The following is a 14,634-nucleotide window of genomic DNA, read 5'->3' as shown; positions in this document are numbered from 1 at the left end:
GATTCACAAGATGCCGCAGAACAAGCCGCTGAAGCAGCCGTGAAAGCAGCCGAAGATGCCGCACAAGCTGGAAAAGATAAGAAAGCTGAAGTTGAAGCAGATGGTGCCGTTAATCCAGATGAAAAAGCAGCCGTAGATGGCTTAAACGCGACAACGACTGAGAAGAAAGATACAGCAACTCCGTTAGTAGATAGCTTACCAGAAGGCCCAGTCAAAGAAGCGTTGAAAGATCGTCTTGATAAAGTAACGACATCAGAAGTCACAGTCAACGATGCGGATAGCAACGGTAAACCAGATTCACAAGATGCCGCAGAACAAGCCGCTGAAGCAGCCGTGAAAGCAGCCGAAGATGCCGCACAAGCTGGAAAAGATAAGAAAGCTGAAGTTGAAGCAGATGGTGCCGTTAATCCAGATGAAAAAGATAAGAATTTGCCAACAACTGGTGAAAGTGAAAATTCATTATTTAATATTGCTGTCTTGTCAATTATTGCATCCCTTAGTTTGGTATTTATTACTAAGAAAAAGGAGGATTAATCTTTTGACCTAAAATGTCATTAAACTTTTCACGTTTTATATCGGTGTGAACACATTATATTAGTTATCTCTCTCTCTCTCCGGTTTAAATATAGTGTTCAATATTTTCAAGTTGAAAACTTGAAAATTTAAAAAGTCTATCTAGATGTAAAATCTTGATAGGCTTTTGATTTTGTACTTGATAAATTTCTAAATCTTGATGTTAAGCAAACATTTCTTAGTTTAATCTATTGATCTTTCAAAAACTTTTATGCCGATTTGGCATAAAAGTCAAGATTCGTTCAGATTTTAACTATAATTTTCTTAGGAGTAAACGAATGTTTAGGCGCATCAAAGATCTGAGAGAAGATTGCGATTTAACTCAAGAATATCTTGCAAAATATTTATCATGTAGTCAATCATCTTATTCAAAAATTGAGGCTGGAAAAAGACAATTACCTATTGATTACCTTATTAAGATTTCAGAGTTTTACAATGTTAGTACAGATTATATATTAGGACTAACTGATAAACCTTACCGTTAAAAATAAGCTCTTTCCTATTAAATAGGTTACACTAAACTAGGCAGAAATAATCTTTCAAGTAGTAATACGAATGACTCTTTTATATATGTAATTGCAGAAATATTATTCTTTACCCAATTTGTCAAATTAAGTTAGACAGTTTCATGTAATTTTTTCTCATAAATTACCCATCGTTGTATATTTCTACGATCAGTTAGTCTTAACTGTTTACCTTTTGGTGTATAATAGTTTTGCATCTCAGAGACCTTCCGATTGTTGTTGTGGTAGATTACAATTATATCTCTCTGAGATGTTTTTTGATACCCTTAAGTGGCTAACTTCATTTTAGAACTTTCAAAGGAGCATAAGAAAAGAGGAAAAACTCAATTTTTGAGTCTTTCCTCTTGTTTTGAAATTAGTAGTCTTTAAGAAACTATTTTTTCAGTGGCCTCATTATTAGCATATTTTTTATTTTTGTTCAATGACTTGGTAACTTTAAGAATCAATACTTTCTACTAAGTTGATAATTTCACTTAGAACATCTGTGAATAAAATCATCTTGGTGTACTGATATTTTTTTGAATAATTTTGCCATTGTTTTTGTTGGATGGCATCTGTCTTGAAAGTCTCTAATAATGAGATAATTTTAGTGAAATTCAATTCTGTTTCACGATAAGAGAAAGTTTTTTGGCAAGCAATTTTTAATTGTGAGAAATCAATTTCGTCTCTTTTTAACTTGGAGAGAATATAGACGTCGTAAAAGTCTTTGCTGCGACTGTTTAAAAAGTTTCTTGAAAAAATAGTTTGTAATTTTTCAGCTATGATGGTTTCAATAGTGTATGCCATAATTGGAAAATTTTCGATGTCAAAAAGGGCTTTATAATCGTAAGAAATAGGTTGTGGCGTGACAATATCTCCAGTCGCAATATCTAAATGAACTACTTGTCTAATATTTTCTAATTGACAAAGAATAGTTGCTCGATAACCACCATAGTTGTCACTTTCTTTAATAGCTGTAATCGATTGTAGTGTAAAAGTAATCCTATCAGTTGCCGGTTCTAAAATCTCTAGAAATTGTTCTTGAACAATTTCTTCCGTTAGTGCTAGTCTGTGAAAGAGAAAATCAATATCAACGGTACTACGAGAGTTAACTCCGATGACATTCGAAAGAAGAAAACCACCTTTAAAAATATAATGGTCTGAGTAAGGACTCTGGCTTAATTTTTTTAGAATTTGTTCAAGAAAATAATATGTCATTACTGAATTAAAGGTTAGCCCAGTTTGTCTTGAAATTTTATGACATAGTGTTGTTAATTTTGCTTTGTTCATACTAATATCTCCATTGTGCGTTTGATTTCTTCGGCAATATTCATTTTTTTTGCGTATTCATAGAGTTTTGCGAGGTCTTTTTGGGGATAAGTTCTATATTGATTTAATGTTTTTACAAAGAGCTCAGACTCAATCTTATCTCTGTTTCTAAAAAAATCACATAGTGTACGTTCAAAATCATAAGCTTGGACTTTATTCCCCATTGGAGTTTCAACAGTTATTAGTCCAATGTTGATTAATTCTTTTGGTACAACGTGAACCGTTAAATTAGCTGGTTTGGTTTGGAAACGATAACCTCTACTTACTGTTACTTCAAAGTATTGTGGAATTTCATCGGTTAGACCTTGTAGATAAAGTGCCGAAATATGAGAAAAAATAGTCTTACTATATCGGTATTGGAAGAAGTAATACTCATCATAATCCCCATTCGAGGAGATAAAAATTCCTTTTTCAACTCGAAAAATAACACCATCATTTTCCAACCTTGTCAGATATACTGTTGGAATTCCTAGCTTTTTACAATCTTTATAGGTAATGATGCCGTTATGTTTTTCGAGGTAGTTGAGTAGTATCTCTTTGTTAGACATTTATCTTCACCCCTCTAATGTTGTTTTTATACTACAATATTACTATATTTGTAGTATAAAAACAACAAAATAACAAAATTAAGGGTTCTTTATTAAGATGAGAGGAGAGTGACAATCTGTTGTTTAAAGTCATCTGTAAATTGACGACGTACTTTTCTAGTCATTATATTCTCCTATTTTCTTTAGTTTAGAACTCTTTATATTTAGTTTAGTGTAACCTATTCAAGATTGAGTTTAGTCATCAAGAAGTTTTCAACTCTCTTGAAGAACTAAGCGTCAAAACAAGAGATTACGTCCATTGGTGGAACTATCATTGTATCCATAGCAGTCTCAATTACCAGACACCAATGGCAATGCGATTGATTACCTAACTAAAAAAGCACTTTATAAAACTTGTACAGAAAACTCTTGTCTTTTCAAGTGATACTATATTTAGTTTGCGAAAATCTGCATCGTACTTAATATATCTTTAATTCCCCCGTTGCACTTCATTTTACAACAGGGGAATTAAATTTTTATAAGTTTTTATGACAATTTAGAATAATATCCAACATTCGTTCAGATTTTAATTATAATTTTCTTAGGAGTGAACGAATGTTTAAGCGTGTAAAGGATTTGCGAGAAGATTATGATTTAAATCAAGAATATCTAGCAAAATATTTATCCTGTAGTCAATTTTGCTATTCAAAAATTGAGACTGGGAAAAGATATTTACCTATTGAATGTCTTATTAAACTTTCAGAACTTTATCATGTTAGTACGGATTACATATTAGGGATATCAGATTATCCTTGCCGCTTAAAAAATAGACTCTTTTTGATCGTTCATTGATAATTGAATAAACTGATGTGGGACTTTCTTATTTGTCAAGCAACTTAGTGTGATTCGCCGTGATATGAGCGATAATAATCAGCTATAAAATAGAGTGGTTTTCTATCTGCCATGACCACATATAAGGATAATGATACTTCTGAACGTTCAGGCTGCCATCGTGAAAGGACAGCGGGTGAAATCCCCATGAGTGATTTAACCATTCATACCCACGGAGGTTCTTTATATTTTGTAAAGAGAGGATGAGTATGAAGACAGTTACATATTTAAACTTGATGAAAATTGGTTTTCCTGAACATACATCAAGAGATATTATCAGAGAAGCTAAAAAAATAGCAGTAAAAAAATTTGAAGAAGCTAGAAAAGTAGATAATAATGCGGTAGAATTAAGTAAATCGCCCTTTGACAATAGAAGACTTGGTATTGCTCCGAAAGAAATCGTAGAAGAGTTAATCGGTATTTCACTCTCTGACGAATTTTTGGAAAGAGAGAAGTAGAAATGGTTGCAAAAAATCAAAAAAGATATAAAGGTGTTTACTGTGATAAAAATGGTAAGATATTTTATCAAGTTGACCTTGGAGTTGACCCTGTAACAGGAAAACGAGTTCAAAAGAAAGCAAGAAAGAATCAGTTTGGTAAACCATTTAAAACAATGAAAGAAGCATATGATGAACTGGTTCGAGTAAAATATGAATCTAATAGTAAACTTAGTCTGGAAAATTATAATATTACTTTTGAAAATTATATGAAGACAATTTATCTAAGAGCTTATAAGCAGAAAGTTCAATCTGTAACCTATAAGACTGCTATGCCTCATCATAAATTATTCATACAATATTTTGGTTCAAAATCTCTAAAAGGGATCACAGCTCGAGATTGTGAAGAATTCAGGTTACATATTATTGAAAGCTATTCTGAAAATTATGCAAAGCATTTGTGGTCACGATTTAAAGCTTGTATGGGGTATGCCGAGAGATTAGGGTATATTTCAAAAATGCCTTGCAAGGCTCTGGATAATCCTAAAGGTAAGCATCCTGACACACCGTTTTGGACTTATTTGGAGTTTCAGACTTTTATTAAATCATTTGACCTGAAAGATTACGAAGAGCTACAGAGATTCACAACAATTTGGTTGTATTTCATGACTGGTGTCCGTGTTAGTGAAGGTTTATCATTATGCTGGGAAGATGTAGATTTTGAGCAAAAATTTTTGAATGTCCATACAACGTTGGAAAAAGATGAGGATGGAAGGTGGTATCGTAAGGATCAAACTAAAACACCTGCAGGTGAACGTCTGATTGAGCTTGATGATGTGACGCTTGCGGTACTAAAAAATTGGAGAGCTAATCAGGTTGCGAACCAAAATACAGACTTTATTATTTCACGATTTGGAGAACCATTTTGTAAGTCAACAATTTGTAGAATTCTCAAAAGAAAGGCTGAAGAAACAGGAGTACCTGTAATAACAGGAAAAGGTTTACGTCATAGCCATGCTTCTTATCTTATAAACGTTTTGCATAAAGATATTTTATATGTAGCAAGACGAATGGGGCATGCTGATAAGTCGACGACTTTGAATACATATAGTCATTGGTTTAATGCATTTGATAAAACAGTATCTGAAGAAATTACTCAAAGTATAAAAAGTGCAGGATTAGATTCCGTTTTATGCCAAAATTCCTGCCAAACAACCAATTAAAATAATGAAGCTTATTATATCGCCTATATGACAGGATGTGTTATTGTTACACTTAAATAATAGTGTGACTATGCAAATAGCCTAACAAATAAAACACCGTTGAGGAGGCTCAATGGTGTTTTTTGTGACCTTCTACAAAAGATTGTGATATCATGTTTATTTATTGACTTGATTGTAGAAAAAAGAAAAATAGGCTCTATAAAATAAGAACACATCACAGATATGGATATGTTCTTATTTTTATGTTTTGAATTGTTAGCTTAGTTTAGGCACATCTTTCTAACTTTATCATCTTTGATGGTGATACCTTCTTTTTCAAGACGAGCAACTGTTTCGGCAAACTGAGGTAGATATTTTTTATGAGCAATGAAAAGTTCATCCATGGCTTGCTTGGCGCGTGCGCCTGATGGAATTAATGGGTTGATAGTGATCGCTTGCAATGCTGTTCCATAATCTCCTGTGACAGCAGCTTCAATTGTTAATAGTTCCATGGTCTTCATGACTTGTAACCAGCCTCGTTCGGCAGTTGGTAATGATCCAAAAGCAACTGCGCGAGCACCTTGAGCACCGAGGTAAGCAGTGATTTCAACAGCACAATCAGCTGGTAGGTCTGGAATAGCACCATTGTTTCTTGTAGAAACTACGATTTCAGTATTTTTATTGGCGTAGATTGAAGCAATAGTTTCACAGGCTGCATCGGAATAATGAGCACCGCCACGTTCTTCTAATTCTTTGGGTTTGTAATTGAGATCTGGGTTTCTATAAAGTTCAAAAAGACTTTCTTCAAGGGCGCGAACTTGTTCGGCACGTGTTCCCTTGGCTTTGAATTCTTCCATGCCATGTGCCAACATTTCATCAAAACGATAATAGTAGTTATGGTAACCACACGGAATCATCTTCATTTGTTGTAATTGTTCTTTAAAGAATGGAACGTCGAAAATGTTTTTTGGTAGACCGTTGTCTTCTTCATAAAGCTTATCAATGATTTGCATAGTGACATCGTAACCGTTTTTATCTGCGACGCGGTGCCAGTGGAAGTGGTTGACTCCTGCGAATTTATGAATTATATCTTCTTCACTTAGACCAAGCATTTGTGATTCACCAATTTTGGCCATGACGGGAACATTACACAGTCCAACAACTTTATCCCATTTACCATAACGAAGAACAGCTTCAGTAACCATGCCAGCGGGATTGGCGAAGTTGATTAACCAGGCATTTGGACAGAGGCGTTTCATATCCTCGACAATTTCCAGTACAATTGGAACTGTTCTGAATGCTTTAAAAATCCCACCATGACCATTTGTTTCTTGTCCCAACATACCATATGAGAATGGTATGCGTTCGTCTTTTATCCGGGCATCCAATTGACCGACACGGAATTGAGTGGTTACAAAATCAGCATCTTTTAGAGCTTCTTCACGATCCAAGGTCATGTGAACTTTGACATCGTAAGGACTGGCATCCCACATTCTCTGTGCCATGACTCCGACGATTTCTTGCTTTTCTTTGCCTTCTTCGACATCAACTAACCAGATTTCGCTAATTGGCAGTTGATCATATCGTTTGATAAAACCTTCCATTAATTCTGGGGTATAAGAGCTTCCGCCTCCAATAGTTACTATTTTAACCATTTCTTTTTCCTTCTTTCTTATTCTATAACTTGAGTATACGGCATTAAAAATATTAAACAAGTCAAAAAGAATCATTTAAAAAATTGTTTACAAATATTTTCGTTTTTTAGATGCTTTTTGAAAATATTTTTGCTAAAGTGAGGGTAATGATCAAGAGGGAGAAAATTATGCTCATTAAGGAAGAATTGGAGTCTTACACATTTTCACAAGCCGAATCACTTGCTGTCAGATACATAATAAACCATGTTGAAGAATTGGAAAAAATCAGTATTCAAGCACTAGCTAAAGAAACCTTTACACAGCCTTCGACAATCGTTAGGATTGCTAAAAAATTAGGTTTTAAGGGCTGGGTTGATTTTAAACATGCCTATCATGTTCTGCTTGATATCCTATATGGTCTGGTATTTTCTTCTTATTATGATGAAAACTTAAACCATTTAAAAAGATCAGGTCAATTAATTGATCGAAGGTTTTCTGCAACACAGTTGATGGAGGAAGAAAAATGAATTTGAAATTATAAAGATTTATATATATTTTATAAAAAAATCTAAGCTTAGCTTAGACTTTTTATGGTATTGAGATTTGTTGCAAAAGCAAGTCAGCACTTGTGGATGGTAAAATCCTAATCCTGTTTAAGGATAAAAGGCCATTTGTAGCACTTGCTAACCCTTCATTAGTTGTTACGCCTAATTTATAGTTTAAGGAATTAGCTATTTCAAGAGTGGTATCACTATATCTTCCAGAAGGATAAGCAACTGCGATGGTATTTTGATTTAAATTTGTATCAAGATAATCTTTTGACTCTTTTAGTTCAGCTTTTTGTAATTCTGGACTTTGTTTAGATAAGTCGGGATGATTGACCGTGTGATCCTGGAAGGACATGCCATTTTTTTTCATTTCAGCCATTTGCTCTAAGCTTAAATTGCTAACTCTTTTTTCATCGGTAAAAGCAGTAATAACATTATTTGTTGCTTTGACATGATATTTCGTCATAATAGGATAGGCAACTTGATAAAAGTCAATCATACTGTCGTCGAAAGTAAGCCATACAATTTTTTCGGCTGGCTTTTCATTATTTTTAAGCACACGATAAGCTTCCTCTGGTGTTAAAAAATAATAGCCTGCTTCTGACATTGCTTTAATTTGCTCTTCAAATGTAGTGGGATCGACAATTAAATTAGCATTAGCAGATTCGGAAGGAGCCATGACATGGACGGCATGATACATTAGAATAGGTAAAGCTATCGGTTCACTTTCTTTGGTCCATTTGCTTTTCTCCTCTTTTGCCGTTGCGGCTTTCTTTAGCTGTACTTTGGATTGTTTTGGCTTGTTAACCTGGGTTTTACTTGTTTTTTGCAAGTAGCTAAAACTCAGACCAACAAGGATAAAGACTGTAATGAGTGTGAAGAAAATAAGTGCTAAGCCTTTATTTTTTTGGTTTTTTTGACGTCTTGACATAAATTACTCCGTAAGTTATTTTCTTTATTATATCACTTTTAAGGCTATTTTAATTCAAATTATAGTAATTTTAGTTTTTTTGAATAGGAGAAAGCTATAAAATTGGATATAATTTTGGTATAATGTTAGGAATATAGCTTGAATGCGTTACGTTTTGATAGGTAGGAGAATAGAATGGCAGTAAAAATAGCATTATTAGGATTTGGAACAGTAGCAAGTGGACTTCCTTTCTTAATAAAAGAAAACACCAATAAAATTGAAAAGGCAGCTGGTTCTAAAATAGAGATAGCAAAAGTTTTAGTCAGAAATAATGCTGAAAAACAAGGCCTAGAAGAAAAAGGCTATGACTATCATTTTGTGACTTCAATTGAGGAGATTCTCGAAGATTCCGAGATTGATATTGTTGTCGAATTAATGGGACGGATTGAACCAGCAAAATCATTTATCATTAGTGCCTTAAATGCAGGTAAACATGTTGTCACAGCTAACAAAGATTTGATTGCTCTACATGGAAAAGAAATCCGTGAACTGGCAGAGCAACTGCATTTAGCTTTTTATTATGAGGCAGCAGTGGCAGGTGGAATTCCAATTCTCAGAACACTTGCTAACTCGTTTACATCTGATAAAATTACTCGAGTTTTGGGTGTTTTAAATGGCACATCTAACTTCATGATGACTAAAATGGTTGAAGAAGGCTGGTCTTACGAAGAAGCTCTAAATAAGGCTCAGGCTTTGGGCTATGCTGAAAGTGATCCGACAAATGATGTTGAAGGAATTGACGCGGCTTACAAAGTAGCCATTTTAAGTCAATTTGCCTTTGGAATGACATTGGATTTTAATGATGTTAAACACCAAGGGATTTCAAGTATTACTCCTGAGGATGTTTTGATTGCTCAAAAATTAGGGTACGTGATTAAATTAGTTGGGTCTCTGGAAGAAACAAAATCAGGTATTGCTGCAGGTGTAATGCCGACCTTTATTCCACAAGACCATCCACTTGCTAGTGTGAGTGGTGTTATGAATGCTGTTTTTGTGGAATCAATCGGTATTGGTGAATCGATGTTTTACGGACCAGGTGCTGGTCAAAAACCAACAGCTACCTCAGTAATGGCTGATATTATCCGTATTTCTCGTCGTTTGAAGGATAATACCATCGGCAAAGCTTTTAATGAATTTAAAGTTGAAACAAAGTTGGCTGATAAAAAAGATATTTCAAGTCTTTATTATTTGGCGATTGAGACATCAGATGAAAAAGGTCAATTATTACGGTTAACTAAAATATTCAATGATCAGGATGTTTCTTTAAGACAAGTGTTACAAGATAAGGCTAAAGATGGGAGAGCCAGAGTTGTTACCATTACCCATGCGGTTAGTGAAAAGCAACTTGATGATTTAACACAAAAGATATCTGAAGAAGAAGGCTTCCAATTACTCAATAGATTTAAAGTATTAGGAGATTAACATGTTAATTAGAGTTCCGGCTACTTCAGCTAATTTAGGACCAGGATTTGATTCGATTGGATTAGCTGTAACGAAGTACTTAGAGATAGAAGTTTTAGAAGAAAGTGATGACTGGTTTGTTGCGCATGATCTTGGTGATGTGCCACATAATCAGGATAATTTATTAATTCAAACAGCACTAAGATTAGCCCCTAATATTCAGCCCCATCATATCAAAATGACATCAGATATCCCATTAGCAAGAGGTTTGGGTTCGTCATCATCTGTTATCGTTGCTGGGATTGAACTGGCTAATCAATTAGCTGGCTTAGACTTATCTGCTGAACGGAAGTTGACGATAGCTAATCAATTTGAAGGGCATCCTGACAATGTTGCACCAGCTATCTTTGGTCAATTGGTTATTGCCTCTCAACTTGATACGGGATTAGATTATGTTCACCTCCCATTCCCAGAAACAGGGTTAGTAGCTTTTATTCCTAATTATGAACTAAAGACCTCAGATTCTAGACAAGTCTTACCTCAGCATTTATCTTATAAGCAAGCAGTTAAAGCATCATCTGTGGCAAATTTGGCTATCGCAGCAATTGTAACAGGTGATTTAGTTAAGGCTGGTAAAGCTATTGAAAATGATATGTTTCATGAAGTATATCGTCAAAAATTAGTCAAAGAATTTCAGGAAATTAAACAGATTGCTAGAAGCTTAGGTGCCTATGCAACTTATCTTTCAGGGGCAGGTCCAACAGTAATGATTATCTGTCCAAAAGAAATGACAGAAACAATTATTACTGATTTAAAGAAATTAGAGTTAGACGGTCAAGTTATTCCCTTATCAGTGGATGGAAATGGCTTACAAGTTATTAAATAATTTTTTATTAAAAATAGGTGATAAAAAGGAAAAAAGTAATTGGAAACGCTTTTCCTTTTTTTATTCTATGCTATACTATAGTTACTGTGACTAAGAGGACAAAAATGAAGTATAAAGATGTATTAAATTGGATACATGGTCAATTAACTTTTGGCATTAAACCGGGGATTGATCGAATGAAGTGGGTGCTTGAGCAATTAGGAAATCCGCAAGACAATATCTTTGCTATTCATGTCGTTGGGACAAATGGTAAAGGCTCAACTGTTAATAATTTACAGCATATCTTAACCAATTCTGGTTATCATGTTGGGACTTTTACATCTCCATATATAGTAGATTTTAAAGAACGGATTTCAGTAGATGGTCAAATGATTCCTGAAGAGGATTTAGTCACTTGTGCAGAACTGATTAAACCGCTGACGGATAGAATTGCTGGAGAGACTGATTTTGGAGAGGTGACTGAATTTGAGCTTATCACTTTAATAATGTTTCTTTACTTTGGGCGCCTTCATCCAGTTGATATAGCAATCATAGAGGCCGGTTTAGGCGGTAGGTTTGACTCAACAAATCTGTTTAATGCATTTGCAGTTATCTGTCCCTCGATTGGTTTAGACCATCTTAATATTTTAGGGGACACTTACAGTGCCATTGCAGAGCAAAAAGCAGGTGTTATTAAAGGGAGTGAAGCAGTTATCTTTGCTATTGATAATCAAGAAGCAAGACAAGTTTTCTTAGATAAAATTGCGGAGAAAAAAGCGGTAGCTTACGAGTATGGCCATGAATTTAACTTAAGTCCCACGGCTGACGCTTTAGAATTTACATCACAGCTTGGCAAGATTTCTCAGTTAGAATTAGCCATGCCTGGCCAACATCAACTATCAAATGCTAGTTTATCTATCATGGCAGCTCAGCTATTGCAAGAAAAAATGCCAAAAATTACTGATAAGGCTATTAGAAAAGGTCTTAAGGAAGCTTTTTGGCTTGGTCGGACAGAACTATTAGCCGATAATCTGATGATTGATGGGGCTCATAATAAAGAGAGTGTTCTGGCTTTAGTAGATGTGGTTAAAGAACATTACGCCGATAAACGGATTCATCTGCTTTTTGGAGCAATTGATACAAAACCGATTGATGATATGTTGAAGCTTTTGGAAACAGTGGGAGATGTAAGGGTAACAAGTTTTCGTTACCCCAATGCTTATCCTTTGGAAAAGTATCCAGAGCGGTTTGAAAGATGTCCTGATTTTAAAGCTTGGTTGGCCAATATAGATTTATCTAGTCAATCAGATTTTTATCTTGTTACAGGCTCTCTCTATTTTATCTCAGAAGTTAGACAGTATTGGAAATTAGAAAAAGACAAAGGATAGTAAGCGCGAATGAATTTAGAAAAAGCAGAAAAAGCCATTTATCAATTATTAGAAGCTATTGGAGAGAATCCAGAGCGTGAAGGACTCTTAGATACACCTAAACGAGTTGCCAAGATGTACAAGGAAATGTTTTCTGGCTTAGAAGCTGATCCTAAGGATCAATTTACAGCTGTTTTTACAGAGAACCATGAAGATGCAGTTATTGTCAAAGATATCTATTTCCACTCCATGTGCGAGCACCATTTAGTGCCTTTTTATGGCAAAGCACATATTGCTTACTTGCCAAGTGATGGCCGTGTTACTGGCTTAAGTAAATTGGCTAGGGCCGTTGAAGTAGCAAGCAAGCGACCACAGTTGCAAGAGCGACTAACGGCGCAAGTAGCTGACGCGCTGGAGGAAGCTCTTCATCCCAAAGGCATCTTTGTCTTGTTAGAAGCAGAACATATGTGTATGACTATGCGTGGTATTAAAAAGCCTGGTAGTAAAACCATTACAACCACAGCACGTGGTATTTATCAAACGGATCGTGAAGAAAGAAAAGAAATTTTAAGCTTAATTAATGAGAAGTAGGTAGTCAGATGAAAATTGGAAAATATGTTTTAGAAGGCAAAGCTGCTATTATGGGGGTTTTAAATGTTACTCCAGATTCGTTTTCTGATGGTGGGTCTTATACAACTATTGAAAATGCCTTGGCTCAAACAAAACAGATGATTGCGGATGGAGCAAAGATTATTGATATTGGCGGTGAATCAACTCGTCCAGGTTTTCAATTTGTGACTGCTTCAGAAGAAATTGAGAGGGTAGTACCTGTTATCAAGGCAATCAAAGAAAAATTTGATGTTTTAGTCAGTGTGGATACTTATAAGACGGAGACGGCGCGTGCTGCTTTAGATGCGGGTGCAGATATCTTAAATGATGTTTGGGCGGGTCTTTATGATGGACAAATGATTGACTTAGCTGTTGAATACCAAGTTCCCATTATTCTTATGCATAATCAAGATGATGAAGTTTATCAAGATGTCACAAAAGATGTGTGTCAGTTTTTAGCTGAACGGGCTAATTTAGCACTAGAAAAAGGCTTAGCTAAAGAAAATATCTGGATTGATCCAGGATTTGGCTTTGCAAAAGATGTGCAACAAAATATGGAGTTACTTAAAGGGCTTGATCAAGTCTGTCAATTAGGTTTCCCAGTCTTATTTGGTATTTCACGAAAACGTGTTGTTGATGCTCTGATGGGCGGACAGACTAAAGCTTTAGAACGTGATGGTGCAACAGCAGCTTTATCTGGCTATGCTATTAGTAAAGGCTGCCAGATTGTCCGTGTTCATAATGTTGCAGCAAATAAAGAAATTGTTGATGTTTTAAGTCAATTAATGTGAGGAACTATGGATAAAATATATTTAAATAATTGTCGGTTTTATGCGTATCACGGCGCACTGAAAGAAGAGCAAGTGTTGGGGCAAATTTTTGTTGTCGATCTTTGCTTATCAGTTGATTTGACAACAGCAGGTCAAACAGACAATGTTGAAGACACTGTCCATTATGGCTATGTCTATGAATCAGTAAAGGCAGAAGTTGAAGGAACAAAACATGCACTTATTGAGCATTTAGGTCAGTCAATTTGTGATAAATTATTTGAGGAATTTCCTAAAATCAATGCGATCACAATTAAAATTAGTAAAGAAAACCCGCCAATAGCAGGACATTATACCTCTGTCTCGGTTGAGTTGGAGCGTTGCCGATGAACAAGATTTATCTTAGTTTAGGGAGTAATCAAGGTGACAGTCTAACGATATTGACTGATGCCATTACCTTAATCAACAAAATTCCAAAAAGTAATGTCAAAAAGGTGTCATCTTTTTATCGGACACCAGCATGGGGTAAAGAAGATCAAGAAGATTTTTTTAATTGTGCCATATCGGTTGAATCAGAGTTAAGTGCCCAAGACTTTTTGCAAGAAACGCAGGCAATTGAAATTGAATTGGGTAGAGTTAGGCACGAAAAATGGGGACCTCGTACGATTGATATTGATATACTTTTATATAATCAAGAAAAAATAGTAACTGACACATTGACTGTGCCTCATCCCTACATGACTAAACGTGCATTTGTATTAGTCCCTTTACTTGAGATTGCGCCTCATTTACAAATGGTTGAGCAGTCACTGCCTTTATCAGACTATTTAAAAAAATTAGATTCATCCTCAATCCTTAAAGTAGTTGAGTAAGTGACACGAATACACGACAAACGCATGAAGAAAGCTTTGTTTTCAGAAATCAAGATTCATAATGACAAAATCAGTCAAAGTAGTAAACTAGAAGTGAGGTGACTAGGATGATTGATTTTATTATTTCTATTGATGAACG

At 35.0% G+C, this 14,634-nt stretch carries 18 protein-coding genes and 1 pseudogene; 14 read left to right on the top strand and 5 right to left on the bottom strand.

What is annotated here, in order from left to right; genetic code table 11:
* Window positions 1–534, top strand: a 534-nt coding sequence (locus tag ACVRZD_RS10305) for an LPXTG cell wall anchor domain-containing protein (protein WP_447450486.1), incomplete at its 5' end; no start/stop codon positions are given.
* 317 nt (window positions 535–851) lie between these two features.
* On the top strand, window positions 852–1,058 hold the full coding sequence (locus ACVRZD_RS10300) for a helix-turn-helix domain-containing protein (RefSeq protein WP_037627545.1): 207 nt from the start codon (window positions 852–854) through the stop codon (window positions 1,056–1,058).
* Between the two features lie 474 nt (window positions 1,059–1,532).
* Here the strand turns inward: ACVRZD_RS10300 and ACVRZD_RS10295 are convergent, their stop codons facing one another.
* Together ACVRZD_RS10295 and ACVRZD_RS10290 are read right to left on the bottom strand one after the other, a co-directional pair.
* Window positions 1,533–2,366, bottom strand: a complete 834-nt coding sequence (locus tag ACVRZD_RS10295) for a nucleotidyl transferase AbiEii/AbiGii toxin family protein (protein ID WP_037627542.1) — start codon at window positions 2,364–2,366, stop codon at window positions 1,533–1,535.
* Window positions 2,363–2,953 (bottom strand): type IV toxin-antitoxin system AbiEi family antitoxin domain-containing protein, encoded by a 591-nt coding sequence (locus ACVRZD_RS10290; RefSeq protein WP_037627541.1) that lies wholly within the window; start codon window positions 2,951–2,953, stop codon window positions 2,363–2,365. The genes ACVRZD_RS10295 and ACVRZD_RS10290 overlap by 4 nt, the downstream gene beginning before the upstream one ends.
* A gap of 221 nt (window positions 2,954–3,174) precedes the next feature.
* On the opposite strand from ACVRZD_RS10290, the pseudogene ACVRZD_RS10285 reads away from it, so the two are divergent.
* Window positions 3,175–3,324: pseudogene (locus tag ACVRZD_RS10285) on the top strand (IS3 family transposase); the annotation flags it as partial.
* A gap of 223 nt (window positions 3,325–3,547) precedes the next feature.
* Window positions 3,548–3,784 (top strand): helix-turn-helix domain-containing protein, encoded by a 237-nt coding sequence (locus tag ACVRZD_RS10280; RefSeq protein ID WP_037627539.1) that lies wholly within the window; start codon window positions 3,548–3,550, stop codon window positions 3,782–3,784.
* A 44-nt stretch (window positions 3,785–3,828) separates the two neighbouring features.
* On the opposite strand, the gene ACVRZD_RS10275 is transcribed toward ACVRZD_RS10280, so the two are convergent.
* Complete coding sequence (locus ACVRZD_RS10275; RefSeq protein ID WP_155274970.1) at window positions 3,829–3,987, bottom strand: hypothetical protein; 159 nt, start codon at window positions 3,985–3,987, stop codon at window positions 3,829–3,831.
* A 45-nt stretch (window positions 3,988–4,032) separates the two neighbouring features.
* On the opposite strand from ACVRZD_RS10275, the gene ACVRZD_RS10270 reads away from it, so the two are divergent.
* Window positions 4,033–4,281 (top strand): DUF3173 family protein, encoded by a 249-nt coding sequence (locus ACVRZD_RS10270; protein WP_037627537.1) that lies wholly within the window; start codon window positions 4,033–4,035, stop codon window positions 4,279–4,281.
* Between the two features lie 2 nt (window positions 4,282–4,283).
* The gene (locus ACVRZD_RS10265) at window positions 4,284–5,483 is read left to right on the top strand and encodes a tyrosine-type recombinase/integrase (protein ID WP_037627535.1); all 1,200 of its coding nucleotides are present in this window, start codon (window positions 4,284–4,286) and stop codon (window positions 5,481–5,483) included.
* 260 nt (window positions 5,484–5,743) lie between these two features.
* Here ACVRZD_RS10265 and ACVRZD_RS10260 read toward each other — a convergent pair whose 3' ends face one another.
* Entirely contained in the window at window positions 5,744–7,117 is a 1,374-nt protein-coding gene (locus ACVRZD_RS10260; protein ID WP_447450485.1) for a 6-phospho-beta-glucosidase, read from the bottom strand.
* A 167-nt stretch (window positions 7,118–7,284) separates the two neighbouring features.
* On the opposite strand from ACVRZD_RS10260, the gene ACVRZD_RS10255 reads away from it, so the two are divergent.
* Entirely contained in the window at window positions 7,285–7,623 is a 339-nt protein-coding gene (locus ACVRZD_RS10255) for a MurR/RpiR family transcriptional regulator (protein WP_037627533.1), read from the top strand.
* A 61-nt stretch (window positions 7,624–7,684) separates the two neighbouring features.
* Here the strand turns inward: ACVRZD_RS10255 and ACVRZD_RS10250 are convergent, their stop codons facing one another.
* Window positions 7,685–8,575 (bottom strand): polysaccharide deacetylase family protein, encoded by an 891-nt coding sequence (locus ACVRZD_RS10250; RefSeq protein ID WP_447450484.1) that lies wholly within the window; start codon window positions 8,573–8,575, stop codon window positions 7,685–7,687.
* A 174-nt stretch (window positions 8,576–8,749) separates the two neighbouring features.
* On the opposite strand from ACVRZD_RS10250, the gene ACVRZD_RS10245 reads away from it, so the two are divergent.
* From ACVRZD_RS10245 to folK, 7 genes are all read left to right on the top strand, one after another.
* The gene (locus ACVRZD_RS10245) at window positions 8,750–10,036 is read left to right on the top strand and encodes a homoserine dehydrogenase (RefSeq protein WP_447450483.1); all 1,287 of its coding nucleotides are present in this window, start codon (window positions 8,750–8,752) and stop codon (window positions 10,034–10,036) included.
* Window position 10,037: 1 nt separating this feature from the next.
* On the top strand, window positions 10,038–10,901 hold the full coding sequence (gene thrB, locus ACVRZD_RS10240; RefSeq protein ID WP_037627528.1) for a homoserine kinase: 864 nt from the start codon (window positions 10,038–10,040) through the stop codon (window positions 10,899–10,901).
* 104 nt (window positions 10,902–11,005) lie between these two features.
* On the top strand, window positions 11,006–12,268 hold the full coding sequence (locus ACVRZD_RS10235; protein WP_037627526.1) for a bifunctional folylpolyglutamate synthase/dihydrofolate synthase: 1,263 nt from the start codon (window positions 11,006–11,008) through the stop codon (window positions 12,266–12,268).
* Between the two features lie 9 nt (window positions 12,269–12,277).
* Window positions 12,278–12,838 carry a GTP cyclohydrolase I FolE gene (gene folE, locus ACVRZD_RS10230; RefSeq protein ID WP_447450482.1) on the top strand — a complete coding sequence of 187 codons (561 nt, stop codon included), beginning with the start codon at window positions 12,278–12,280 and terminating at the stop codon, window positions 12,836–12,838.
* Between the two features lie 8 nt (window positions 12,839–12,846).
* On the top strand, window positions 12,847–13,647 hold the full coding sequence (gene folP, locus ACVRZD_RS10225) for a dihydropteroate synthase (protein WP_037627524.1): 801 nt from the start codon (window positions 12,847–12,849) through the stop codon (window positions 13,645–13,647).
* Window positions 13,648–13,653: 6 nt separating this feature from the next.
* A complete protein-coding gene (folB, locus tag ACVRZD_RS10220) occupies window positions 13,654–14,013 on the top strand; it encodes a dihydroneopterin aldolase (protein ID WP_037627522.1) in 360 nt (119 codons plus the stop codon).
* Window positions 14,010–14,495 (top strand): 2-amino-4-hydroxy-6-hydroxymethyldihydropteridine diphosphokinase, encoded by a 486-nt coding sequence (folK, locus tag ACVRZD_RS10215; RefSeq protein WP_037627521.1) that lies wholly within the window; start codon window positions 14,010–14,012, stop codon window positions 14,493–14,495. The genes folB and folK overlap by 4 nt, the downstream gene beginning before the upstream one ends.
* Window positions 14,496–14,634: the final 139 nt, after the last annotated feature.

It is taken from the genome of Streptococcus hongkongensis (genome assembly GCF_053206145.1).
The sequence above is the reverse complement of the archived record's forward strand: the minus strand, read 5'-3'. Positions and strand labels throughout refer to the sequence as shown.